Origin of the sequence: Agromyces sp. NDB4Y10, assembly GCF_001620055.1 — a bacterium.
In the GTDB taxonomy this organism is placed as follows: domain Bacteria; phylum Actinomycetota; class Actinomycetes; order Actinomycetales; family Microbacteriaceae; genus Agromyces; species Agromyces indicus.
Window position 1 is genome coordinate 1 of sequence record NZ_LQGY01000062.1, and the last position, 24562, is coordinate 24562.

A 24562-nucleotide genomic window follows, 5' to 3' on the forward strand; every position below is an offset into this window, starting at 1 on the left:
GCCGGTGCCGAGCCCGCCGCCGCGCCCGCGCCCACGCCGGTCGCAGAGGTGGGCGACGGCGTGGCCGTCGTCGTGGAGACCTCGGGCTCGACGGCGGCGCCCAAGCGCGTGCTGCTCTCGGCCGACGCGCTGCGGGCCAGCGCCGAGGCCTCCGCCGCGGTGCTCGGCGGACACGGCCGATGGCTGCTCGCGCTGCCGGGGCATTACATCGCGGGCGTGCAGGTGCTCGTGCGCGGCATCGTCGCCGGCGCCCCGCCCGCGGCGATGCCACCGGGCGAGCCGTTCACCGCCGAGGGCTTCGCAGTGGCGACGGCGCGCCTCATGCGCCTGCGCGACGCCCTGCCGCGGTACACGTCGCTCGTGCCCGTGCAGCTCGCTCGCGTGGTCGAGGCCGCCGAGGCCGATCCGTCGGGCGACCTCGCCCGCGACCTCGGGCGGTACGCGGCGATCCTCGTCGGCGGCCAGCGCGTCGATCCGGCCCTGGTAGAGCGGGCCGCCGCCCTCGGCGCGCGGGTGGTGCGCACGTACGGCTCGAGCGAGACGGCGGGCGGCTGCGTGTACGACGGTCGGCCGCTGCCGGGGGTGCTCGCGCGCACCGTCGACGGCGAGCTCGAGCTCGGCGGACCGACGCTCGCCGACGGCTACCTCGACGACCCCGCCCGCACGGGGGCCGCGTTCGCGACGGATGCCGCGGGCCTCCGCTGGTACCGCACCGGCGACCTCGGTTCGATCGACGCGGAGGGCGTGCTCCGCGTGCGCGGACGCGCCGACGACGTGATCACGTCGGGCGGGGTCAAGGTCGTGCTCGGCGAGGTCGAGCGGGCCGTGCAGGGGGTGCCCGGCTTCGCGGACGCGGTCGCGGTCGCCGTGCCCGATCCCGCGTGGGGCGAGCGCGTCGCGATCGTCGTCTCGGCGACGGCCGACCCCGGCTCCGACGCGCTGGCGGCACTGCGAACGGCGACGGATGCCGCGGGCCTGCCGCCCGCCGCACGCCCCGTGCTCGTGGTGCGCCCGCCCGCGGGCGAGCTGCCGAGGCTCGCGTCGGGCAAGCCCGACCGGGTCGCGGCATCCGCCCTCGCCCGCGCCGCGGTCTCGAACGGGGGCGGCGCGCCGAATACGATGTCGGGGTGGCACGCCCGAAACCCCAGCGCATGAACCCGTCCGCGAGGATCGCGGCGTCGAAGACCCCGTCGAAGGGCCGTCCTCCGGGGCGCTCCGGCAACCCGGCCAAGGCGGCGACCGCGCCCGCCGTGCAGCGCGGTCCGATCACCTGGCGCGACTGGGTCGCGGGTGCACGCCTGCGCACCCTGCCGCTCGCGATCGCCCCCGTCGCGCTCGGCACCGGTGCGGGCGTGCTCATGCTCTCGTTCGTCGACGAGCCGTGGCATCCGTGGCGGTTCGTGCTCGCGCTCATCGTCGCCCTCGCCCTGCAGGTCGGCGTGAACTACGCCAACGACTACTCCGACGGCATCCGCGGCACCGACGCGCACCGCGTGGGTCCGTCGCGGCTGACCGGGTCGGGCCTCGTGCCGCCCAAGCGGGTGCTCGCGGTCGCGCTCGTCTTCTTCGGCATCGCGGCCGTCGCCGGGCTCGTGCTCGTGATCCTCACGCAGCAGTGGTGGCTGCTCGCCGTCGGCGCGGCGGCGATCGTCGCGGCCTGGTTCTACACGGGCGGCAAGCGGCCGTACGGCTACGCCGGCCTGGGCGAGCTGTTCGTGTTCGTGTTCTTCGGCCTCGTCGCGACGGCCGGGTCGGCGTTCGTGCAAGCGCTCGACGTGAACCTCGAGGCGTGGACGGGCGGCGCCGGCGTCGGCCTCATCGCGTGCGCGGTGCTCATGGCCAACAACCTCCGCGACATCGACCAGGACCGCGCGGCGGGCAAGCGCACCCTGAGCGTGCTCGTCGGCCCGCTCGTGTCGCGGATCCTCTTCGCGGTGTTCCTGCTGCTGCCGTTCGGGCTGGTCGTGTTCTGGTCGTTCGTCTACCCGACCGCGACGCTGGTGCTCTTCGCGCTGCTCGCCGCGATCCCCGCGTGCGTCATCGTCGGGTGGGGCCGCACGCCGCGCGAGTTCATCTCGGCACTGCAGCTCGCGAGCCTCACCGCCCTCGCCTACGGCGTCGGGCTGGGGCTCGCCTTCGCGCTGTAGCGCATGCCGCTACTCGGCCGCGCGGCGCTCGTCGTCGGCGGTCGACGCATCGACGGTCGACGCGTCGACCGCGGCATCCTCGACCTCGTCGTCGTCGCGGGTGACCGGCGCCTCGCGGTGCCGCGCGGCGTACAGGTCGGTGGCGAGCTGCTCGCGCTGGCGGCGCAGGAAGATGAGCGACGCGCTGAAGCCGAAGAGGGCCGCGACGAGCACGGCGATCCACGGGGTGACCCCGGCGATGAGCAGCACGGCGAGCGGCGCCGCGAACAGCAGCACGCGGAGCAGCGTGTATCGGAGCCAGAGGGGGAGCGCGTTCACCCGATCAGTGTAGGAGCCCGATTCTGGGTGACCGCTCCCAGCCGACCGTGATGCTGCGCGCCTAGAATCAGGACATGGTCCGCTTCTGGGTGATCGCGATCGTGGCCGTGGTGGTCTTCACGATCTACGCCGTGGTGGACTGCGCCCTCTTCGATCGCTCCCGCATCCGCGGGCTGCCGCGCGGGTGGTGGATCGTCGTGATCCTCCTCGTGCCCGTCATCGGCGGCGCGCTCTGGTTCGTGGTCGGTCGCGGCCGGCCCCTGAAGTTCGGCCGCGGCGGCGGTCGCCGCAGCAACGCGCCCGACGACGACCCCGAGTTCCTGCGTCGCCTCCGCGAGGATGCGGCCCACGAGGAGCGCATCCGCAAGCTCGAGCAGGAACTCGCCGAGCTCGACTCCGACGCCCCCGACACGCGCGAGCACCCCGACGACGCGCTCGGCACCGACGGTCGCCGACCCGACGGCAACGACAACCCCGGCGAGCCCGGCGGCTCGGGCCGGCCGAATGCGTGACGCGCCCGCCGTCGCCTCCGCGGCGACGGCATCGGCGCTCGCCCTGCTCTCCGAATTCGTCCGCCTCGGCGTGACCGACGTCGTCGTGGCGCCCGGGTCGCGGTCGCAGGCGCTCGCGCTCGCCGCCGCCGAACTCGAGCGGGTCGGCGCGTTGCGGTTGCACGTGCGCATCGACGAGCGCGGTGCCGGATTCCTCGCCATCGGGCTGGCCGTCGAGACGGGGCGCCCGGCCGTGGTCGTCACGACCTCCGGCACGGCGGTGGCCAACCTGCACCCGGCGGTGCTCGAGGCGCACCACGCGGGCGTGCCGCTCATCCTCGCCACGGCCGACCGGCCCGCCGAGCTGCGCGGCATCCGCTCGAACCAGACCACCGTGCAGCCCGGCATGTTCGCGGGCGCGGTGCGACTCGAGCGCGACGTCGAGGCGCCCGAGGGGCGCGCGGGCGAGGCGGATGCCGCGGCCGCCCTCGCGCGCGAGGCGTACCGGGCCGCGATCGGCGTCGACGCCGACGGGGGGCTCGTGCCGCGCCCGGGCCCGGGTCCGGTGCACCTGAACCTCCAGCTGCGCGAGCCGCTGTCGACGCCGGTCGCGCTCGCGGCGGGCGAGGTGCCGATGGCGGATGCCGCGGCATCCGTCACCCGCACCGCCGACGCCGACCGCACCGGCCTGCACGTCGCCCGACTCGCGCACGGTCCCCGTACCGTCGTCGTCGCGGGCGCCGGAGCCGGCCCGGAGGCCGAGGAACTCGCTCGCGCCGGCGGGTGGCCGCTCCTCGCCGAGGTGACGAGCGGGGCGCATTTCGGACCGAACCTCGTCGTCGCGTACCGCGAGCTGCTGACGGAGCCGGGCTTCGGCGACGAGGTGGAGCGGGCGATCGTGTTCGGGCATCCGACCCTCTCGCGCGAGGTGCCCGCGCTCGTGCAGCGACGCGACGTCGAGGCGATCGCCGTGGCGCCGTGGGGCATCGAGTGGTTCAACCCCGGGCACGCGGTCGACCGGTTCGAGCGAGCCGTCGCGGTCGAACCGCACGAGCCGACCGCCGAGGAGCGCGCGTGGACCGGCCGGTGGGTGCGGGCGAGCCGCATGCTCCTCGACGCGGCGGACGGGAGATCCGAGACCGACGGTGCCGACGGCGAGCCCATCCGGAGCGGCGTCGACGAGACCGGGCACGTCTCCGACTTCGCCGCCCAGCGCCGCTACCTGCGCGACCAGCTCGCGCGGATCCGACAGCCCGTCGACCGGCGCATGCTCGTCGAGTCGCTGTGGGCCGCGACCTGGCCGCACGACCGGCTCGTCTTCGGGGCGTCCCGACTGATCCGCGACGCCGACCGCGTCGTGCCCGGCCGCCGCATCCTCGCCCACGCCAACCGCGGGCTCGCGGGCATCGACGGCACCGTCGCCACGACCCTCGGCATCGCCGTCGCGAGCCAGGCTGGCGAACACGCGCACGGCACGACCCGGGCCCTCATCGGCGACCTCACCCTGCTCCACGACGTCGGCTCGCTCCTGCTGGGCGAGGGCGAACCCCGTCCACGCGTGCTCGTGATCGTCGGGAACGACGGCGGCGGCACCATCTTCGACGCGCTCGAAGTGGCGGCATCCGCCCCGGGCGAGGCGTTCGACCGGGTCCAGTACACGCCGCAGCGGGTCGACGTCGCGCAGCTCGCGGGGGCCTACGGCTGGGAGTACCGGCGAGCGTCGACGCGCGGCGAACTCGACGAGGCGCTCGGCACCGCCGTCACCGGACCGACCCTGCTCGAGGTGCCGCTCGAGCGCTGACCCTTGCCGCGGCATCCGTCACGCCCCGATGATGGGGGAGCGGCGCCGCTGCCGCGACGAGAGGGGATCGGCGTGGGGCTGGAGACGTACTGGAACGAGGACCCGTCCGACCAGCTGCGGGTGCGGCAGGGGTTCCGCCTCGACGAGGTCGACCCGCGCAGCACGCCGGGCTACGACGGCGACAAGCACGCGGCCGAGGCGTCGCTCGCCCAGGGTGCGGAGATTCTCGCCGGGCTACAGGAGCAGCTGTTCGCCGGCAGCCGCATGGGCGGCGATCCACGCCGCATCCTGCTCGTGCTGCAGGCGATGGACACCGCCGGCAAGGGCGGCATCGTGCGGCACGTGATGGGCGCCGTCGACCCGCAGGGCGTGCAGTTCGCGGCGTTCAAGAAGCCCACCGAGGAGGAACTCGCGCACGATTTCCTCTGGCGCATCGAGAAGGAGCTGCCCGGCCCCGGACTCATCGGCGTCTTCGACCGGTCGCACTACGAGGACGTGCTCATCGCCCGGGTGCGCGAACTCGCCCCGCCCGAGGAGATCGAGCGGCGGTACGACGCCATCAACGAGTTCGAGGCCGAGCTCGCCGGCTCGGGCGTCACGATCATCAAGGTCATGCTGCACATCTCGATGGAGGAGCAGAAGCAGCGCCTGATGGAGCGGCTCGAGCGCCCCGACAAGCACTGGAAGTTCAACCCCGGCGACATCGACGAGCGCCTGCTCGCACCCATGTACCGCGAGGCCTACCAGCTCGTGTTCGACCGCACGACGACACCGCACGCGCCCTGGTACGTCGTGCCCGCCGACCGCAAGTGGTACGCGCGGCTCGCGGTGCAGCACCTGCTCATCGACGCGCTCGAGGCGATGAACCTCGACTGGCCCGTCGCCGACTTCGACGTGGAGGAGCTGAAGGCGCGGCTCGAGGCGAGTTGAGGTCTCGGTACGGGCGCTTCGCGTCCTACTCGACCACCGGGTCTCGGTACGGGCGCTTCGCGTCCTACTCGACCACCGGGTCTCGGTACGGGCGCTTCGCGTCCTACTCGACCACCGGGCTACGCTACGGGATCGGCGGGGAAGGCGGGGGCGCCCCGAACGCCTCGACGATCGGGCGGAACTTCATGTCGGTCTCGGCGAGCTCGTCGGCGGGCACCGAGTCGTGCACGATGCCGCAACCGGCATATGCCCGGACCGTGCCATCCGGCGAGACCTGCGCGCAGCGCAGCGCGATGGCCCACTCGCCGTCGCCGTCGGCGTCGATCCACCCCACCGGGCCGGCGTAGCGACCGCGGTCGAAGCCCTCGAGCTCGGCGATCGCCGCGAGCGCGACCTCCCGCGGCGTGCCGGCGACCGCGGCCGTGGGATGCACCGCCTGCACGAGATCGAGCGAGCTCGAGCCGTCGCCCAGGGTGCCCTTGAGATCGGTCGCGAGGTGCCAGAGGTTCGGCAGCTGCAGCGTGAACGGCTCGGGGCTGGCGTCGAGGCGCGCGGTGTGCGGCGCGAGCGTGGCGACCGCGCTCTCGACGGCGAGGGCGTGCTCGGCGAGGTCCTTGTGCGATGCGGCCAGGCGGGCCGCCTGCTCGCGGTCGGACGCGGCGTCGCGACCCCGTGACGCGGTGCCCGCGAGCACGCGCGCCGAGACCGTCCCGTGGTCGACGCGCACGAGGGTCTCGGGGCTCGCGCCGATCAGGCCGTCGACCGCGAAGACCCACGTGTCGGGGTAGTCGTCGGCGAGCTTCGCGAGCGCGGCGCGCAGCCCGGCGTCCTCGTGCAGCTCGCCGACGAGCTCCCGCGCGAGCACGACCTTCTCGAAGTCGCCGCCGTCGATACGGGCGACGGCGTCGCCGACGGCCGCGGTATATGCCTCCGGCGGCATCGCGCCGGGCGTGAACCGCACCCGGGGCACGTCACGCTTCGGCGCGGGTTCGGGCAGTTCGACCGGGGCGGGCTCGCCTGAGGCCGAGTCGAGCCGCTCGATCCGCGTCACCCAGGCGCGACCGTCGCGCCGGCCGAGCACGATCTCTGGCACGACGAGCACGCTCGTCGCCGCGGATCGATCGGCGAACGCGATGGCGCCGAACGCCACGAGTCCGGACCCCGGCAGGCCGACGCGGTCGTCGAGGTCGGCCTGCTCGACGAGCCGCCGCCACTCGCGGGCGGCGTCGGCGATGCGGTCGGGACCTCGGGTCTCGATCCGCAGCAGTTCGCCGAGCCCGATGATGCCCTCGCCGCGGCGCATCCAGAGCAGCGGATGCCGCGGGTCGAGCCGCGGCACGAGCGGCGCGGTCTCGTCGACCGCGATCGTGCGGACGCGCAGTCGCGCGGGGGCGCTGGTGTGGGCGTCGGCCGGCGCCGCGGCATCCGTTCGCGTCACCGGACCAGCCTACGCCGCGGGCGCGGGCCGCTACGCGGGGACGACGTCGACGCCGCGCCAGAACGCGACATGGTCGCGGATCTCGGCCGCAGCCTCGGAGGGCTCGGGGTAGTACCAGGCGGCGTTCGGGTTGCGCTGGCCGTCGACCTCGACATGGAAGTACTTCGCGGTGCCCTTCCAGTGGCAGACGCTGCGGTTGTCGCTGTCGGCGAAGAACTCGGGGCGGATCGCCTCGCGGGGGAAGTAGTGGTTGCCCTCGACGACGACCGTGTCGTCGGACTCCGCGATGACCGTGCCGTTCCAGATCGCCTTCATGCCGTTCCTCCTGTGTCCTGCGGCGGCAGGTGCGCCGCGTCCGTCACGTGATTCCAACGCGGATGGCGCGGTGGTCCATCCCATTGCATGGAATCTCACAGGGTTCCGACAGGGGATGCCCGGTTTCGGGCGGGAACGGCGGCGCTCGGCTCCCCGGCGGCGTTCAGCGCCGAAACGTAGACTCGCAGCATGGCGCGCGCTGACCTCGGCAAGGACCCCCGTGACGTCTCGGCGATGTTCGACCGGGTCGCCGCGCGGTACGACCGCACGAACACGGTGCTCTCGGTGGGCAACGCGTCGCTGTGGCGCGTCGCCACGACGAAGGCGGTCGCGCCGAGGCCGGGGGAGCGGATCCTCGACGTCGCCGCCGGCACGGGCACCTCGAGCGCGAGCCTCGCCAAGTCGGGCGCGAGCGTCGTCGCCGCCGACTTCTCGCCCGGCATGATCGAGGTCGGCCGACGTCGGCAGGCGCACGTGCCGAACCTCGTGTTCGTCGAGGCGGATGCGATGGACCTGCCCTTCGACGACGCGTCGTTCGACGCGGTCACGATCTCGTTCGGCCTGCGCAACGTCAAGGAGCCGAAGGTCGCGCTCGCGGAGTTCCTGCGGGTGACCAAGCCCGGCGGACGCCTCGTGGTGTGCGAGTTCTCGCACCCGCCCGTCGGCATCGTGCGCGCCGGCTACGACTTCTACCAGCGCGTGATCATGCCGCACCTGGTGAAGCTGTCGAGCTCGAACGACGACGCCTACGAGTACCTGAACGAGTCGATCAACGCCTGGCCCGACCAACCCACCCTCGCGGCGTGGATCCGGGAGGCCGGCTGGGCGGATGTCGCCTGGCGCAACCTCACCGCCGGCATCGTCGCGCTGCACCGCGGGCGCAAGCCTGAGGGCACGGCCGCCGAGTAGGACGCGCAGCGCCCGTACCGCGACCGCCACGATGGAGCGTGGGCCGGTTCGCGTTCGACAAGCTCGCAGCATCCGCTCGGCTCGCTCTCGGTAGGCTTGGCGACGTGAATCCGAGCCATCCGGTCGTCCGCCGCGGGTCGAAGCTCGCGGCCAACCTCGGCCTCAGCGAGCGCGTGTTCGCGTCGTCGGCCGACCGGGCGATGGCGAACGCCATCGACGACGGGCTCGACCGCGTCGAGGCCGGCTTGGTCGACGAGGTGCGCTTCGCCGACTCGCTCGCGGACGTCTCGGGGCGCTACCTGCTCGAGGCCGGCGGCAAGCGCGTGCGTCCCATGCTCACGCTGCTCACGTCGCAGCTCGGCAAGGGCATCGTCGACGACGTGGTCACCGCCGCCATGGCCATCGAGATCACGCACCTCGGCTCGCTGTACCACGACGACGTCATGGACGAGTCCGATCGTCGCCGCGGCGTGCCGACGGCGCAGAACGTGTGGGGCAACTCGGTCGCGATCCTCACCGGCGACCTGCTCTTCGCGCGCGCCAGCCAGCTCATGGCCAAGCTCGGGGAGCGCGCCATCCGCATGCAGGCCGACACCTTCGAGCGGCTCGTGCTGGGGCAGCTCAACGAGACCGTGGGGCCCGACCCCGACGAGGACCCCATCGAGCACTACATCCAGGTGCTGGCCGACAAGACCGGTTCGCTCATCGCGGCCGCCGCGCAGTCGGGCATCGTCTTCTCCGACGCCGACCCGGCGCTCGAGGCGCCCATCGTCGACTTCGGCGAGAAGATCGGCGTGGCCTTCCAGCTCATCGACGACGTCATCGACCTGTCGCCGCAGCCGGAGGAGACGGGCAAGGTCCCGGGCACCGACCTGCGGGCGGGTGTCGTGACCCTGCCGCTGCTGCGCCTCGAAGACCTGGCGAAGACGGATGCCGCGTCGGCCGACCTGCTCGAGCGGATCCGCCGCGACGTCCTGCCGCCCGACGGCGTCGGCGTCGACGACCCCATGGACACCAACACCGGTGCCTCGCGAATCGTGCCGTCGCGTGCGACGATCGACGCCCTCGTCGACGAGCTGCGCGAGCACGAGGCCACGCGCGCCACGCTCGCCGAGGCGCACCGCTGGGCACGCGAGGCGGTCGCGGCGCTCGCGCCGGTTCCGGAGGGCAGCGTCAAGAAGGCGCTGACGCGTTTCGCCGACACCATCGTCGAGCGATCGAGCTGATCACAGGAGGACCCTGCAGGTGACGAGGAACAAGCTGCGCCTGGCCATCATCGGCGCCGGACCGGCGGGCATCTACGCCGCCGACATCCTGCTCAAGGCCGAGCGGAACTTCGACGTCTCCATCGACCTCTTCGACCACCTGCCCGCCCCGTACGGGCTCGTCCGGTACGGCGTCGCGCCCGACCACCCGCGCATCAAGGGCATCATCACCGCCCTCCGCGAGGTGCTCGACCGCGGCGACATCCGCATCTTCGGCAACGTGCGGTACGGCACCGACCTCACCCTCGACGACCTGAAGCAGCACTACAACGCGGTCATCTTCGCCACGGGCGCCGTGCGCGACGCGTCGCTGACCATCCCGGGTGTCGAGCTCGAGGGCTCGTTCGGTGCGGCCGACTTCGTGAGCTGGTACGACGGCCACCCCGACTACCCGCGCGAGTGGCCGCTCGAGGCGCAGTCGGTCGGCGTGATCGGCAACGGCAACGTCGCGCTCGACGTGGCGCGCATCCTCGCCAAGCACCCCGAGGACCTCCTGCCGACCGAGATCCCCGCGAACGTGTACGCGGGCCTGAAGGACTCGCCCGTCACCGACGTGCACGTCTTCGGCCGCCGCGGCCCGACCTCGGTGAAGTTCACGCCGCTCGAGCTGCGCGAGCTCGGCGAGCTGCGTGACGTCGACATGATCGTCTACGACGAGGACTTCGACTACGACGACGCCGCGCGTGCCGCGGTCGCCGGCAACAAGCAGGTCTTCGTCATCGACAAGGTGCTGCAGCAGTGGCGCAAGCGCGAGACCGGCCAGGCGTCGCGGCGCCTCCACCTGCACTTCTTCGCCAAGCCCCTCGAGATCGTCGACGACGGCACCGGCCGGGTCAGCGCGATCCGGTACGAGCGCACCGCGCCCGACGGTGAGGGCGGCGTGGTCGGCACGGGCGAGATCCGCGAGATCCCGATCCAGGCGCTGTACCGCGCGGTCGGCTACTTCGGCTCGCCGCTGCCCGGCATCCCGTTCGACAAGAAGTTCGGCGTCATCCCGAACCATGAGGGCCAGGTGCTGATCCGCGACAAGGAGACCGGCCAGTCGCGCCAGATGTACGGCGTGTACGCGACCGGCTGGATCAAGCGCGGCCCGGTCGGGCTCATCGGCCACACGAAGTCCGACGCGATGGAGACCATCAAGCACCTCATCAACGACCTCGGCAACTGGTGGCGGCCGTCGTCGCCGTCGGAGGAGTCGATCGTCGAGCTGCTCGACTCGCGCGGCATCCGCTGGACCGACCTCGACGGATGGCACCGGCTCGACGAGCACGAGCAGGCGCTCGGGTCGGCCGAGGAGCGCGCGCGCATCAAGGTCGTGCCGCGCGACGAGATGGTCTCGATCTCGCGCGGCGAGGTCTGACCCCGCCGGTGGTCGAGGAGGACGCGAAGCGCCCGTACCGAGACCCGCCCCCACCCAAACCCTGTCAACCCCGCGGCATCCGTCGCCCATCGTGCCTAACGTGACCGGATGGACGCTTCGACGGACGATGCAGGCCAGGGCGGCGGCGCCGACGCGACCGTCGCCGACGCGATCGTGGCGCGGCTCGGCGAGTGGGGCGTCGACCGCATCTTCGGCTACAGCGGCGACGGGATCAACGGGGTGCTGCTCGCGCTGCGCCGGTCTCCGGACGCGCCCGAGTTCGTGCAGGCCAGGCACGAGGAGAACGCCGCGTTCATGGCGGTGGCGCACGCGAAGTACACCGGCCGGGTGGGTGTCGTCGCGGCGACGCAGGGGCCGGGCGCCATCCACCTGCTGAACGGCCTGTACGACGCGAAGCTCGACGGCGCGCCCGTCGTCGCGATCGTGGGCCAGCAGGTCAGCACCGTGCTCGGCACCGAGTACCAGCAGGAGGTCGACCTGCTGCGCCTGTTCGCGGATGTCGCCGCGCAGTACGCGACGATGGTCGTCTCGGCCGAGCAGGTGCCGGCGGCGATCGACCAGGCCGTGCGGACGGCGCTCGCGACGCGGTCGCCGACGGTCGTCATCGTCCCGCACGACGTGCAGGACGAGCCCGCGGCCGAGCCGTCGGGCGAGCACGGGCACGTGACCTCGGCGGTCGGCTACCGCCCGCCGCGCGTGCTGCCCGACGCCATGGCGGTCGAGCGTGCCGCGGGGGTGCTCGCCGCTGGCGAGCGTCCGGTGCTGCTGCTGGGCCAGGGTGCGCGGCACGGCGTCGACGACGCGATCGCGCTCGCGGAACGCCTCGGCGCCGCCGTCGTGACGAGCCTGCTCGGCAAGCCGCTCGTCGACGAGTCGCTGCCGTTCGCGGCCGGCACCATGGGGCACCTCGGCACGACCGCGAGTGCGCGGGTCATGGCCGAGTGCGACACGCTGCTGATCGTCGGCTCGAGCGACCCGTGGACGGAGTTCTATCCCGAGCCGGGGCAGGCTCGCGCGGTGCAGATCGACATCGACGGCCGGGCGGTCGGCCGGCGCTATCCGGTCGAGGTCGGCATCGTCGGCGACGCGAAGGAGACCCTGCGGCAGCTCGCCGTGCGCCTGCCGCAGGTGCGCACCGACGGATGGCGGGAGCGGGTCGTGGAGCACGTGCGCGAGTGGCGGCGCATCGCGGACGAGCGGGCCGAGACATCCGGTGCGGCGGTCAACCCGGAGTTCGCCGTGCGCGCCCTCAACGGGCACCTGCCCGACGATGCGATGGTCGCCCTCGACGTCGGCAGCGTCGTCTACTGGTACGCGCGGCAGCTGCGGCTGCCGCAGAACGCCGATGCGCACCTGTGCAGCACGCTCGCGAGCATGGGATGCGGCGTCCCGTACGGGCTCGCGGCGAAGCTCGCCTTCCCCGGCCGGGCGGCCGTGGTGCTCGCGGGCGACGGCGGCATGCAGATGACGGGGATCGCGGAGCTCATCACCGTCGCCGACCGATGGCGGTCGTGGGCGGACCCCACGTTCGTCGTGCTCGTGCTCGACAACGGCGACCTCGCGGAGGTGTCGTGGGAACAGCGCGAGGTCGAGGGCGAGGCGCGATTCGCGGTGACGCAGGAGCTGCCGGCGTTCCCGTACGCGCGGTACGCCGAGCTGCTCGGCCTGCACGGCGAGGTCGTCGACTCGCGCGACGACGTCGATGGGGCGTGGGAGCGTGCGTTCGCGGCCGGTCGGCCCGCGGTGATCCAGCTCGTGAGCGATCGCGACACCCCGCTGCTGCCGCCGCTGCCGCAGGGGCGGGACGCGCGCGAGACGATGGCGGGCGCGCTCCGGGCCGAGGGCGGGGCGCCGCTCGCGCGGTTCGAGGAGTACGTGCGGATCGAGGGGGAGTACGACGAGCCCTCGGTGGTCGAGTAGGACGCGCAGCGCCCGTACCGAGACCCCGCCCCCGGTGGTCGAGTAGGACGCGCAGCGCCCGTACCGAAACCCCGCCCGCAGACCCGCTACGCTGCACCTCATGCCCGTCGCCGCCGTCCCGGTCCTGACGGTGCTGCTGCCCACGTTGCTCGGCGCGGCGATCGGCTGGGGGCCACTGGTCGACTGGGCCGATCGTTCGATCCGTCGGCCGTCGGCCGAGCGGATGCCGCTGCGCCGGCTGCGCGTGTGGTCCGCGGTGGCGACCGCCGTGGCGTTCGGGCTCCTCGCCTGGCGGTTCGGCCTCGACCCGGTGCTGCCGGCGCTGCTCGCGCTCGCGGCGACGGGCGTGGTGCTCTCGATCGTCGACCTCACCGAGCACCGGCTGCCGAACGCGGTGATGCTGCCCACCCTGATCGCGCTCGCCGTACTCCTGGTGGTCGCCTCGGCGATCTCTGGCGATTGGACGTCGCTGCTCTGGGCGCTCGCGGGATGCGCGGGCATGTTCGCCCTCTACCTGGTGCTCGCCCTCATCTCGCCGTCGGCGATGGGCATGGGCGACGTGAAGTTCGCCGCACCGCTCGGGCTCGTGCTCGGCTGGTTCGGTTGGACAGCGTGGTTCGTGGGGGTCTCCGCCGGCTTCGCGATCGGCGGTATCGTCTCGCTCATCGCCCTCGCGACGAGGCGCGTGACGCTGCGCGGATCCATTCCGTTCGGGCCATCGATGCTCGCCGGAGCCCTCGTGGCCCTGCTCGTTTTCGGCGCCTGAACCGCCCTTTCGGACCCTGCCCTCCGAAACCGGCCGAAGAGGTTAGCAGCGCCACGGTAACGGCGCGGACACAATCGGCCCACGGAATCACCCCCAAACAAGGGGTGACCCGAAATGGGGCATATGCACACGTATGGGTGCGCGGATAGCGTGCCGTTTGCCGCTTCGCGAAAGCGGTCCCGGTATTTTCTGACCCGAAGGGTTCCGCTCATGAACAAGATCCTCGCAAAGGCCCAGACCAGCCTCACCAAGCGTCTCGAGACGCTCCGCGAGAAGGAGGAGGGCGCGACCGCAGTCGAGTACGCGCTCATCGTCGGCCTCGTCTCGCTCGTCATCATCGCTGCGCTCGCGCTGATCGGCCCGGCCGTCGTCACCTTCGTCAACACCGACATCATTCCGAACCTCTGATCAGGATCTCGCCGGCGTCCCGACCGGCGATCCGAGTCGCTCCGGCCGCACCCACTCGAGGGTGCGGCCGGAGCGCACTGATCAGGATCGGAGCTGACCGATGACCCGACGTCGGCATGAAGACGGAGCAGCGGCGGTCGAGTTCGCACTCGTCGTCCCCCTGCTGCTCATCATCCTGCTCGCGATCATCAGCCTCGGATGGGTGTTCAACCAGCAGTTGACGCTCACCCAGGCTGCACGCGAGGGCGCCCGCATCATCGCGGTCGAGCCCGACGACGCTGCAGCGATCGCTGAGGCGGAAGCCCGTATCAACGGCATGGTGGGGGCCGGCGCCACGATCACCTATCCCACCACCTGCTCGGAGTCCGTCGAGGACGACGAGATCACCGTCCGTGTCGAGGCCCCGATCGAGGACCTTACCGGATGGCTTGCGGCGATCGGTGCCCAGACCACGTTGGCAGGAGTAGGGAGCATGAGATGCGGCGGATGAGGTCGGACAAGGAGCTCGGCACGGTCGCCGTATGGGTGGCCCTGTCGATGATTCCCATCCTCGCCTTCATGGCGGTCGTCGCGGACGTGGGCATGCTCTACTGGGAGAAGGGTCAGCTCCAGAACGGCGCCGACGCCGCTGCCCTCGCCGTAGCACAAGAGTGCGCGGCCGAACCGGCGAGCTGCAGCGGCATCGCGGGCGGCGTCGCTACCGAGATGGCGGGCTTCAATGCCAACGACGATCAGGCGAACGCCGCAATCGCCCATCTCGAGGTCAACGGGCGCGCCGGTAAGGTGACAGTCGAGAGCTCCACGCTGAACAGCGAGGGCGTGACGGTCGCGCACCCCTTCGCGTCGCTCATCGTGCCAGGCGCGACCACGGTCGACGCCGATGCCACCGCCGAGTGGGGACAGCCGGTCGCCGGCAACACGCTCGCGCTCGCGATCGACCAGTGCGAGTTCGAGCTCAGTCCTCCCGAAGAGGGCGACCTCATCATGCTGCGCTACGACCAGAACGCCCAGAACGCCAGCGCCTGCCAGGACGCGCGAGGCGGCTTCGGCTGGCTCGAGTCCGCAAACTGCCGCGCGGACATCTCCGTGGACGGATGGGTCGGCGTGACCACCGGAAACAATCCGGGCGGCAGCGGCTGCACCGAGAACTACATCATGAGCCTCATCGGCACCACCGTGGTCGTACCGATCTTCGACGCGTACCGCGGCACCGGTGACAACACGGAGTACCACATCGTCGCGTTCGCCGCGCTCGAACTGCTCGACTACCGCATCAGCGGTGACGACCGGGTCGAGCTCCCGCCGGGCTGCTCCGGTCAGTGCCGTGGCATCCAAGCGCGATTCGTCGAGCTCGTCGACTTCGACGACGAGTTCGAACTGGGGAATGGCGGCGACGCCGGCGTCACCATCGTCCGGCTCCGGCTCACCGAATAGGCACCACCCCTCCCCTACGGATAGAAGGCACCATCATGAAGACCCGAATCATCGGAGCCGTCCTCGCTCTCGTGCTCGCCGTGATCGGCGCGGTCGTCCTCGTCACGTACGTGCGTGGTGCCGACGCACGCGCGGCGGAGGGCGCCGAACTCGAAGACGTCTACATCGTCGAGACCGAGATTCCGCAGGGCACTGCCGGCGAGGAGGTGCAGGAATTCCTTCGCGTCGACCAGATGCCGAAGCGCAACGCCAACGAGGACCGCGTCACCGACCTCGCGGACCTCGCTGGGCTCGTGGCGCTGAGCAAGATCCTCCCCGGTGAGCAGTTGCTCAACTCCCGCTTCGCCGAACCCGCCGTGCTCGCCGCGCAGGGCGAGATCCCAGTGCCCGAGGGCCTGCAGGAGGTCACCATTCCGCTCGAGGTCGCCCGCGTGGTCGGTGGCGAGCTGACGCCGGGTTCGACGGTCGGCGTCTTGTACACGACGAACACCAACCGGATCGGCGCCAACACCGGCATCGCAGTGACGCAGTTCCTGTTCCACAAGATGCTCGTCACGCGAGTGACACCGGGCAGCACCGTCACGGTGGGCGATGAAAGTGGCTCGTCGACCGAGGTGAACACCATCATGGTGACCATCGCGGCGAGCACGCCGCAGATCGAGCGACTCGTGTACGCCGCCGAGCAGCAGGAGGACGGCAATGGCGGCATATGGCTCACCCTCGAGCCCGAGACCGCCGATGAGGGCGGCACCGCTCCCCGATTCGGCGAGAACATCTACGTGGGCTGATCATGTCCACCTACCTGCTGGTCAGTAGATCCTCCGAATACGAGGCACGGCTGCGCACACTGCTGGGGTCGCGCCTCGGCGTCGTCACCGGCGAATTCCTGTCCTTCGGCGCCGACGCCGTGCTTGACCTGGTCACCGAGACGCCCCGGATCGCCCTGCTCGGCCCGGTACTGAACTTCGAGGAGACGCGCGAGCTCACGCGCGGCCTCGTCGAGCGGTATCCCGACATCGGACTCATCGTGGTCCGCGAGCAGCGCGCAGACCTGGAGGACTGGGTCGACGAGCTCTCTCTCCATGCGGTTCTCAGCCCCGTCGCGAGCGACGACACCACGCGTGATCTGCTCGACCGGCTCGCCGGCTGGCTCGTGACGCACGGCCGTGCGGAGTCGTCAGACTTCGACGACCCGGAGCCGGACGTCGTTGCCGAACCGGAGCCCGAGGCCGAGTCCGACGCAGAGGCCGCGGTCGCCGCCGAGGCGCCGCTCGGCCCACTGCCGTTCGCCGACGGGGCGAGCCGGAACGGGCACGAGCCCGATGAGGCGGCGATCCTCGCGACGGCCGCCGCGGAGCCGGAGCCCGAGCCGGTGCCCGCACAGCCCGAATGGCTCTTCCCTCCGCTCGACCCGAGCGTGCGGAGCGAAGCCCTCGCCGTGATAGCGCCGAAGGGCGGACAGGGCAAGTCGACCATTGCCATCAACCTCGCGGCCGGCCTGGCACCGTACGCGCCGAACTCCGTGGTTCTCGTCGACGGCGACCTGCAGTTCGGCGACATCACGGTGGCCCTCGCGCTCGAACCGACGCACACCATCGTGGACGCCGTGGCACCCGAGGCGGTGGCGGACGAGCTGGTGCTGAAGACGACCTTCACGCACCATCCCGCGGGCTTCTTCGTCGTCGCGAGCGCACCGTCGCCCGAGCTCGGCGACGAGATCCAGCCGTACTCATTGGGCGCCCTGATCGACCGGCTGCGCGGCATCTTCCGCTACGTCATCGTCGACACGACCCCGGGCCTCGGGGAGCACACGCTGAGCGTGCTCGAGCACGTCACCGACGCAGTGGTCGTGTCGAACATGGCCGTCGCGAGCCTCCGGGCTGTCCGGTCGGAGCTGACGCTCCTCACAACCCTCGGCCTCATGCCGGTGAACCGGCACATGGTGCTGAACTTCTCCGACCGTATGGCGGGCCTCACCGTGAAGGATGCCGCGAGCATCATCGGAACGCCGATCGACGTCGAGGTGCCTCGCTCCAGCGCCGTCGTCCTTGCAAGCAACCGCGGCCGTCCGCTCCTGCACGACGACCCTCGCGACCATGCCGCCCGTGCCCTGCAGGAGCTCATCGCTCGCGTGGCGCGTGAGGACATTCCGAAACGAAGCCGAACCCCACGAAGGAGGCGGATCCTTGAGCCTCAATGATCGACTGAGGGCAGCCCGCATGCCGGCGCTCGCCCGACAGGATGCCGCCATCGCGCCCACGGCGGCCGAGCCCGAAGCCGTCGCGGTTCTCGGACCGCTCGCGCCCGAGGCGCCCGCGACCGACGCCGCCCCGCCGGCGCAGGCCGCCCCGCTCGAGGAGGCCACGCCGCCTCGCGAGGACGTGCCCTTCGTGGCCTTCGAAGCCGCGGCCGCGCGGAGCGCGGTCCACGACGCGCTCGCCCCGGTGAAGGAGAAGGCCGCAGAGGAGCTGTTCGGTCGCATCGGCAGCCGCATGAACGACCCGAACATGACGGAGCAGCAACTGCACGAGCTCGCCCGCCGTGAGCTCGCGGAGATCGTCGCCGGCGAGCAGCTGGCGCTCACGACCTCCGAGCGCAACCGACTGATCGACGAGATCGGCGCCGACGTGCTCGGCTACGGCCCGCTCGAAACTCTGCTGTCGGACGACGCCGTCACCGAGATCATGGTCAACCGCCACGATCAGATCTACATCGAGCGCCACGGTCGGCTGTTCGAATCCTCAATGCGCTTCACGGGCGAGCCACAGCTGCGGCGCGTGATCGAGCGCATCGTCGCGCGCGTCGGCCGCCGCATCGACGAGTCGTCGCCGCTCGTCGACGCCCGCCTCGAGGACGGCTCGCGTGTCAACGCCGTCATCCCACCGCTCGCGGTGAACGGCGCCTCGCTCACCATCCGGAAGTTCGCGGCTACGCCGTACACCTACCACGACCTCATCGAATTCGGAACGCTCACTCGCGAGGTGACGACAGTACTCGACGCCGCCGTGCGCGCAAAGCTCAACATCCTGGTCTCCGGCGGCACTGGTACCGGTAAGACGACGCTCCTGAACGTGCTGTCGGGATTCATCCCGGGCGACGAGCGCATCATCACCATCGAGGACGCGGTCGAGCTCCAGCTCCAGCAGAACCACGTCGTGCGCCTCGAGTCTCGTCCGCCGAACATCGAGGGTCGTGGTGAGATCACGATCCGCGACCTGGTTCGCAACTCGCTCCGCATGCGCCCCGACCGCATCGTCGTCGGCGAGGTCCGCGGCGCCGAAAGCCTCGACATGCTCCAGGCCATGAACACCGGTCATGAGGGATCGATCTCGACCGTGCACGCGAACTCGCCGCGCGACGCCGTCTCGCGCATGGAAACGCTGGTGCTCATGGCCGGGATGGACCTGCCGCTCCGCGCCATCCGGGAGCAGATCGCCTCGGCCATCGACCTCATCGTCCAGATCACCCGTCACAAGGACGGCGTGCGCCGCGTGACCCACATCACGGAGGTGCACGGAATGGAGGGGGAGGTCGTCACGCTTCAGGACGCGTTCACCTTCGACCACGGCCGTGGGTTCGACGCCGAGGGCCGCCTGCTCGGTCGGCTGGAGCCGACCGGCGTGCGCCCCCGCTTCGCCGAGCGCATCGCAGACCACGGCATCCAGCTCCCCGTGACGCTCTTCCAGGTGCCGCGGCGTGAGATGCTCGGAGAGATCCGATGAGCCCGATCTTCCTGATCTCGGGAATCGTGTTGAGCCTGCTGGCGGTGCTCATCCTGCTCTTCATGGTGATCGCGCCGCCCGCGCCACGCATCTCAGCCGATCGGCGCACCGCCCCCGGCGTCGAGCGCTCGACATTCCTGGGCCGGGCGTCCACGCGAGCCACGGGCGCGGTCGACGGCGCCATCGCCGGACGCGCGCGCCTGTTCGGCGAGCGCGAGCTCGAACTCGCGGGCATGAAGGCGTCGCCGTCGCAGTTCCTGATTTACGTCATCGCGGCGGCGAGCGTGCTGGCGCTCCTCGGCGCCCTGATCGGCTTGCTCAACGGGATGTCGCTGCTGCTCGCGATCCTCTTCGGCCTCGTCGCTCCCATCGGGGCGAAGGTGCTGCTCATCGTGCGCACGAGCTCCCGGCAGGCGAAGTTCGCCGACCAAGTCGACGACATGGTCCAGCTGATCGCGGGTGGACTCCGCGCCGGCCACGGGCTCTCGCGCACCGTTGCGGCCGTGGCCGCCGAGGCGGACGCACCGATGAGCGAGGAGCTGGCCCGCGTGGTGAACGAGACGCGCCTCGGGCGACCGCTGCCGCAGTCGCTCAGCATCACCGCCTCGCGCATGAAGAGCGACGACTTCGAGTGGGTCGCGCAGGCCGTCGGCATCAACACCGAGACCGGCGGCAACCTGGCGGAGGTGCTCGACCAAGTCGGGCGCACCATCCGCGAGCGCAACCAGATCCGCCGTCACGTGCGGTCGCTGAGCGCCGAGGGCAAGCTCTCGGGCATCATTCTCGTCGCCCTGCCCATCCTGATGTTCTTCGTGTTGGGCTTCATCCAACCGACGTTCTACCCGGCCTTCTTCGGCACGCTGCTCGGCATCGTCGCGCTCATCGTCGCGTTCATCCTGCTCGTCATCGGCACGATCTGGATCGCCGCCGTCGTGAAGGTGAAATTCTGATGGAACTCTCGAGCCTCATCGCCTACTTCGGCGTCGCCGCCGTCGCGATCGGCCTCGGCGTGCTCGTCTTCCTGCTCTTCCCGACCCGCAGGGCCGTTGTCGAGGAGCCGGGCGCCGACGGCGCGATGCTCGTCCAGCAGCCCTCGGTCAGCCGCAGCCTCGTCACCGCGGCGCCCGAGGGCTACACCGGCTGGCTCGAGCGGCAGATCATCTACTCCGGGCGCCCGGCGGGCGTGTCCGTCGCCGGGATCCTGCGCTCGAAGGTGCTGCTCGGCACCATGGGCCTCGTCCTCGGCGTGCTGATCCTCCTCACCGGGTTCCACCCGCTGAAGCTCCTGCTGCTCATCGCGCTCACGGCGATCCTGTTCTTCTTCCCCGACGTGCGCATCAACAGTCGGGCGCACGACCGGCAGAACAAGATCCGGCGCGCTCTGCCAGACACCCTCGACCAGATGACCATCGCCGTCGAGGCCGGACTCGGCTTCGACGCCGCCATGGCCAAGGCCGCCCGCGGTGGGCATGGCCCGCTCGCCGACGAGCTCATCCGCGTGCTGCAGGACATGAGCATCGGCCGCACGCGCCGTGACTCCTTCCACGAGCTTGAGGGTCGCACCAGCATCGAGGAGCTCCGCCGGTTCGTCCGCGCGGTGATCCAGGCCGATGCCTACGGCATCGCGCTCGGCGACGTGCTTCGCGTGCAGGCCGGCGAAATGCGGTTGAAGCGGCGCCAGCGAGCTGAGGAGCAGGCGCAGAAGATCACGGTGAAGATCCTCTTCCCGCTCGTGTTCTGTCTCCTCCCGGTGCTGTTCATCGTCATCCTCACGCCGGCGGCGGTGCAGATGATCCGGACGTTCACCGGCACCTGATCCGCCAGCGCGCGAGCGGCAGCGGCATCCGTTGCCTAGGCTGACCCCATGTACCCGGTCGCGGCCGTCGGAATGACGGAGGGCACGAGCTGGGCGCCCGACGTCCTCGGCCCGGACTTCGAACAGCTCACCCTGCCGATCGGCGAGGACGACGAGGGCGAGGTCGTCGCGACGCTCGTCCGGTACGTCCCGCCGCCGCGCGAGCCGCGGCGCGAGCCGCGATGGCGCTGGCCGTGGCAGCCGGCGCCCGAGCCGGAGGAGCCGCCCGCGGCATCCGGCGCCGACGTGCTGTACGTGCACGGGTGGAGCGACTACTTCTTCAACCCGGGCATCGCGCGCTTCTGGGCCGACGCGGGGGCCCGTTTCTTCGCGCTCGACCTGCGCAAGTACGGGCGCTCCCTCCGCGACGGGCAGACGCCCGGGTACGTCACCGACCTCGCGACGTACGACGCCGACATCGAGGCCGCGCTCGCCGTGATGGGCCACGGCCGCCCCGAGTCGACGACGGATGCCGCCGGCACGGCCGGCCCCGCCGCATCCGCTCGCCCGCTCGTGCTCATGGGGCACTCGACCGGTGGCCTCACCCTCAGCCTCTGGGCCGACCGCAATCGGGGACGCGCCGTGGCGCTCGTGCTGAACAGCCCGTGGCTGGAGTTCCAGTTGCGGAGCATCGGCCGGCAGGCGATCTCGCCGGTGATCGAGTTCGGCGCGCGCGTGAACCCCTCGCGGCCGCTGCCGAACATCGACCGCGGGTTCTACGCGCGCTCGATCTCGCGCCAGTTCGACGGCGAGTGGGAGTACGACGCGCGCCTGCGGCCCGACCGCGGCTTCCCCATCCACCCCGCCTGGCTGACGGCGATCCTCGCCGGGCACAAGGCGATCGATGCGGGGATCGACGTGGGCGCCCCGGTGCTGACGCTGCTCTCGGCGCGTTCGACGTTCCAGCCGCGGTGGGATGACGCGATGCTGACCTCCGACACCGTGCTCGTCGTCGACGACATCGCCCGGCACGCCATCGACCTCGGCTCGGAGGTCACCGTCGTGCGGGTCGACGGCGCGCTGCACGACGTGTTCCTGTCGCGGGAGCCGGCGCGCGCCGCGGCCTACGCCGCGATCACCCGCTGGCTCCGCGGGTACGCCCCGACTAGCGGAAGTTGACGAACTGCAGGTCGACGTCGAGGTCGGCGGCCTTCAGCAGGCGGATGGTCTCCTGCAGGTCGTCGCGGCTCTTCGACGAGACGCGCAGCTCGTCGCCCTGGATCTGCGACTTCACCGTCTTCGGGGCCTCGTCGCGGATGATCTTGCCGATCTTCTTCGCGTTCTCCTGCGAGATGCCGTTCTTCAGGGCGATCTCGATGCGGAACTCCTTGCCCGACGCGTACGGCTCGCCGGAGTCGAGCGACTTCAGCGAGATGCCGCGCTTGATGAACTTCGACTGCACCACGTCGAGCACGGCCTTGACGCGCTCCTCGGAGGTCGCCTTCAGCAGGATCTTCTCGCCCGACCACTCGACCGACGCGCCCACGCCCTTGAAGTCGTAGCGCTGCTCGACCTCCTTGCGGGCCTGGTTGACCGCGTTCTCGGCCTCCATCTTGTCGACCTTGCTCACGATGTCGAACGTCGAATCTGCCATGCGGGCCAGTCTATCGAGGGGCCGAGCGGATGCCACGAGCCGACCTGGCGACCATGGTGATCGCCGGCGCGCCGGCCGCGCGTCAGCGGTACCAGACGGTGGTCTCGCCGGGCAGCACCGCCGGGTCGCGGTGCGGCCCGCTCGCGAGCACCAGCTCGCGCTCGGCGAGGGCCGCGGGCAGCGCGACGGGCGAGGTGCCGAAGTTCGTCACCACGGTCCAGCCGCCGGGGCGCTGGAACGCGAGCACCTCCGGCTCGTCGAGCTGGACCCACGCGAGCTTCTCGGTGCCCTGCAGCTCGTGCCGCAATGCGAGCGCCCGCCGGTACATCGACAGGGTCGACGTCGGGTCGTCCGCCTGCACGTCGACCGCGTACGACGCGAACCACGCCGGCTGCGGAAGGTGGGATGCCGCGGACGGCCCGAACCCGAACGACGGCGCGTCGGCGACCCAGGGCAGCGGCACGCGGCATCCGTCACGCCCCACCTCGACGCCGGCGTTGCGGAAGAAGGACGGGTCCTGCCGCTCCGAGCCGGGGATCTCGGCGACCTCGGGCAGCCCGAGCTCCTCTCCCTGGTACAGGTAGGCGCTGCCGGGCAGGCCGAGCAGGAACAGGCTCGCCGCGCGCGCCCGCCGCAGCCCGCGCTCGGTGTCGACCTCGGCCGGGTCGCCGCCGTCGAGCAGCCACTGCCGGCCCACGTCGCCCTCGTTGTCGGGGTCGTCGGGCAGGCCGTACCGCGTCGCGTGGCGGACGACGTCGTGGTTCGAGAACACCCACGTGTTCGACGAACCCGTCTCGGCCGAGAAGGCCATGTTGCGGTCGACGATCTCGTGGAACTCGGCGGCGTCGAAGTTGGCGCGCAGCAGGTCGAAGTTGAACGCCTGGCCGAGGCTCGTCGGCGCGGCGTAGCGGTGCCGGCGCGACGGCGCGACCCACGCCTCGGCGACCGCGATGCGCGGCGGGTCGTACTCGTCGAACACGGCGCGCCACTCGGCGTAGATGTCGTCGAGCTCCTCGCGATCCCACAGCGGGTGCGAGCCGTCGGTGGCGAGCTTCATCTCCTCGAGCTCGGCGTGCGAGCGCAGGGGGTACGTCAGGTCCTTCGCGAGCGCGTGCGCCACGTCGACCCGGAACCCGTCGACCCCGCGGTCGGACCAGAAGCGGAGGGTGCGCAGGAAGTCGTCCCGCACCTCCCGGTTCGCCCAGTTCAGGTCGGGCTGCTCGCGCGCGAACAGGTGCAGGTAGAACTGCCCGTCGCCCACGGGCTCCCACGCCGACCCGCCGAAGATCGACTGCCAGTCGCTCGGCGGCTCCGTGCCGTCCGGGCCCTCGCCGTCGCGGAAGAGGTAGCGGTCGCGGGCCGCCGAGCCGCGCGGCGACGCGAGCGCCTCGCGGAACCACTCGTGCCGGTTCGACGAGTGGTTCGGCACGATGTCGGCGATCAGGCGGATGCCGGCGGCGTGCAGCGCCCCGATCATCTCGTCGAAGTCCGCCAGCGTGCCGAGCTTCGGGTCGACGTCGCGGTAGTCGTCGACGTCGTACCCGCCGTCGGCGAGCGCCGACGGGTAGAACGGCGACAGCCACACCGCGTCCACGCCGAGCTCGACGAGGTACGGGATACGCGACGTGATCCCCTTCAGGTCACCGATGCCGTCGCCGTTCGCGTCGGCGAAGCTGCGCGGGTAGATCTGGTACACGGCGGCCTGGCGCCACCAGTCCGGGTCGGCGGCGAGCACGGTTCCGGCGTCGATCGTGGTCGGGCGCGAGGTGGTCATGCGGTGCGGTTTCCTCTCGAGGGTGGTGCGGTACGTGAGGTCGAGCGGATGCCGCGGGGCGGCGGTGTGCGCGATGCGCCCGCTCCGCGGCATC

24 protein-coding genes are annotated in these 24562 nt (G+C 71.5%); 19 read left to right on the forward strand and 5 right to left on the reverse strand.

What is annotated here, in order from left to right; all coding sequences use genetic code 11:
• A partial coding sequence (locus AVP42_RS14560) for an AMP-binding protein (RefSeq protein WP_231878649.1) occupies positions 1-1155 on the forward strand: 1155 nt, incomplete at its 5' end.
• Positions 1152-2147 (forward strand): 1,4-dihydroxy-2-naphthoate polyprenyltransferase, encoded by a 996-nt coding sequence (locus tag AVP42_RS14565; protein ID WP_067950315.1) that lies wholly within the window; start codon positions 1152-1154, stop codon positions 2145-2147. The genes AVP42_RS14560 and AVP42_RS14565, both read left to right, overlap by 4 nt.
• Before the next feature lie 9 nt (positions 2148-2156).
• On the opposite strand, the gene AVP42_RS14570 is transcribed toward AVP42_RS14565, so the two are convergent.
• Positions 2157-2465: a DUF4229 domain-containing protein gene (locus tag AVP42_RS14570; protein WP_231878651.1), complete on the reverse strand. Its 309-nt coding sequence runs from the start codon at positions 2463-2465 to the stop codon at positions 2157-2159.
• Between the two features lie 74 nt (positions 2466-2539).
• Between AVP42_RS14570 and AVP42_RS14575 the strand changes: the two genes are divergently transcribed.
• The 3 genes from AVP42_RS14575 (at position 2540) to AVP42_RS14585 (ending at position 5687) form a co-directional block, all read left to right on the forward strand.
• Positions 2540-2977 carry a PLD nuclease N-terminal domain-containing protein gene (locus tag AVP42_RS14575; RefSeq protein WP_082847313.1) on the forward strand — a complete coding sequence of 146 codons (438 nt, stop codon included), beginning with the start codon at positions 2540-2542 and terminating at the stop codon, positions 2975-2977.
• Positions 2970-4757 (forward strand): 2-succinyl-5-enolpyruvyl-6-hydroxy-3-cyclohexene-1-carboxylic-acid synthase, encoded by a 1788-nt coding sequence (gene menD, locus AVP42_RS14580; protein ID WP_067950317.1) that lies wholly within the window; start codon positions 2970-2972, stop codon positions 4755-4757. Before AVP42_RS14575 ends, menD begins: the two co-directional genes overlap by 8 nt.
• A 72-nt stretch (positions 4758-4829) precedes the next feature.
• The gene (locus AVP42_RS14585; protein ID WP_231878652.1) at positions 4830-5687 is read left to right on the forward strand and encodes a polyphosphate kinase 2 family protein; all 858 of its coding nucleotides are present in this window, start codon (positions 4830-4832) and stop codon (positions 5685-5687) included.
• Between the two features lie 124 nt (positions 5688-5811).
• On the opposite strand, the gene AVP42_RS14590 is transcribed toward AVP42_RS14585, so the two are convergent.
• Both AVP42_RS14590 and AVP42_RS14595 read right to left on the reverse strand, forming a co-directional pair.
• The gene (locus AVP42_RS14590; RefSeq protein WP_197467037.1) at positions 5812-7125 is read right to left on the reverse strand and encodes an isochorismate synthase MenF; all 1314 of its coding nucleotides are present in this window, start codon (positions 7123-7125) and stop codon (positions 5812-5814) included.
• Between the two features lie 30 nt (positions 7126-7155).
• Positions 7156-7440: a DUF427 domain-containing protein gene (locus AVP42_RS14595; protein ID WP_067950319.1), complete on the reverse strand. Its 285-nt coding sequence runs from the start codon at positions 7438-7440 to the stop codon at positions 7156-7158.
• A gap of 189 nt (positions 7441-7629) precedes the next feature.
• On the opposite strand from AVP42_RS14595, the gene AVP42_RS14600 reads away from it, so the two are divergent.
• From AVP42_RS14600 to AVP42_RS14665, 14 genes are all read left to right on the forward strand, one after another.
• Positions 7630-8349: a demethylmenaquinone methyltransferase gene (locus AVP42_RS14600; protein WP_067950321.1), complete on the forward strand. Its 720-nt coding sequence runs from the start codon at positions 7630-7632 to the stop codon at positions 8347-8349.
• A 104-nt stretch (positions 8350-8453) separates the two neighbouring features.
• Positions 8454-9575: a polyprenyl synthetase family protein gene (locus AVP42_RS14605; protein ID WP_067950323.1), complete on the forward strand. Its 1122-nt coding sequence runs from the start codon at positions 8454-8456 to the stop codon at positions 9573-9575.
• 19 nt (positions 9576-9594) lie between these two features.
• On the forward strand, positions 9595-10974 hold the full coding sequence (locus tag AVP42_RS14610) for an FAD-dependent oxidoreductase (RefSeq protein ID WP_067950325.1): 1380 nt from the start codon (positions 9595-9597) through the stop codon (positions 10972-10974).
• Positions 10975-11082: 108 nt separating this feature from the next.
• Complete coding sequence (locus tag AVP42_RS14615; protein WP_067950327.1) at positions 11083-12915, forward strand: thiamine pyrophosphate-requiring protein; 1833 nt, start codon at positions 11083-11085, stop codon at positions 12913-12915.
• Positions 12916-13015: 100 nt separating this feature from the next.
• Positions 13016-13681: an A24 family peptidase gene (locus AVP42_RS14620; protein WP_067950329.1), complete on the forward strand. Its 666-nt coding sequence runs from the start codon at positions 13016-13018 to the stop codon at positions 13679-13681.
• Between the two features lie 210 nt (positions 13682-13891).
• A complete protein-coding gene (locus AVP42_RS14625; RefSeq protein ID WP_067950331.1) occupies positions 13892-14089 on the forward strand; it encodes a Flp family type IVb pilin in 198 nt (65 codons plus the stop codon).
• Between the two features lie 100 nt (positions 14090-14189).
• On the forward strand, positions 14190-14579 hold the full coding sequence (locus AVP42_RS14630) for a TadE/TadG family type IV pilus assembly protein (protein WP_067950333.1): 390 nt from the start codon (positions 14190-14192) through the stop codon (positions 14577-14579).
• The gene (locus AVP42_RS14635; protein WP_197467038.1) at positions 14576-15523 is read left to right on the forward strand and encodes a pilus assembly protein TadG-related protein; all 948 of its coding nucleotides are present in this window, start codon (positions 14576-14578) and stop codon (positions 15521-15523) included. Before AVP42_RS14630 ends, AVP42_RS14635 begins: the two co-directional genes overlap by 4 nt.
• A gap of 35 nt (positions 15524-15558) precedes the next feature.
• Positions 15559-16311, forward strand: a complete 753-nt coding sequence (locus AVP42_RS14640) for a Flp pilus assembly protein CpaB (protein ID WP_067950337.1) — start codon at positions 15559-15561, stop codon at positions 16309-16311.
• A 2-nt stretch (positions 16312-16313) separates the two neighbouring features.
• Positions 16314-17723, forward strand: a complete 1410-nt coding sequence (locus AVP42_RS14645; protein ID WP_067950339.1) for an AAA family ATPase — start codon at positions 16314-16316, stop codon at positions 17721-17723.
• Positions 17710-19245 (forward strand): CpaF family protein, encoded by a 1536-nt coding sequence (locus tag AVP42_RS14650; protein WP_067950342.1) that lies wholly within the window; start codon positions 17710-17712, stop codon positions 19243-19245. Before AVP42_RS14645 ends, AVP42_RS14650 begins: the two co-directional genes overlap by 14 nt.
• A complete protein-coding gene (locus AVP42_RS14655; RefSeq protein ID WP_067950344.1) occupies positions 19242-20195 on the forward strand; it encodes a type II secretion system F family protein in 954 nt (317 codons plus the stop codon). The genes AVP42_RS14650 and AVP42_RS14655 overlap by 4 nt, the downstream gene beginning before the upstream one ends.
• Positions 20195-21061: a type II secretion system F family protein gene (locus AVP42_RS14660; protein ID WP_067950346.1), complete on the forward strand. Its 867-nt coding sequence runs from the start codon at positions 20195-20197 to the stop codon at positions 21059-21061. The genes AVP42_RS14655 and AVP42_RS14660 overlap by 1 nt, the downstream gene beginning before the upstream one ends.
• 48 nt (positions 21062-21109) lie before the next feature.
• The gene (locus tag AVP42_RS14665; protein WP_231878653.1) at positions 21110-22219 is read left to right on the forward strand and encodes an alpha/beta hydrolase; all 1110 of its coding nucleotides are present in this window, start codon (positions 21110-21112) and stop codon (positions 22217-22219) included.
• On the opposite strand, the gene AVP42_RS14670 is transcribed toward AVP42_RS14665, so the two are convergent.
• Complete coding sequence (locus tag AVP42_RS14670) at positions 22206-22694, reverse strand: YajQ family cyclic di-GMP-binding protein (protein ID WP_067950348.1); 489 nt, start codon at positions 22692-22694, stop codon at positions 22206-22208. The two genes, AVP42_RS14665 and AVP42_RS14670, sit on opposite strands and share 14 nt — an antisense overlap.
• Positions 22695-22776: 82 nt before the next feature.
• Complete coding sequence (locus AVP42_RS14675; RefSeq protein ID WP_067950367.1) at positions 22777-24468, reverse strand: glycoside hydrolase family 13 protein; 1692 nt, start codon at positions 24466-24468, stop codon at positions 22777-22779.
• Positions 24469-24562 lie beyond the last annotated feature (94 nt).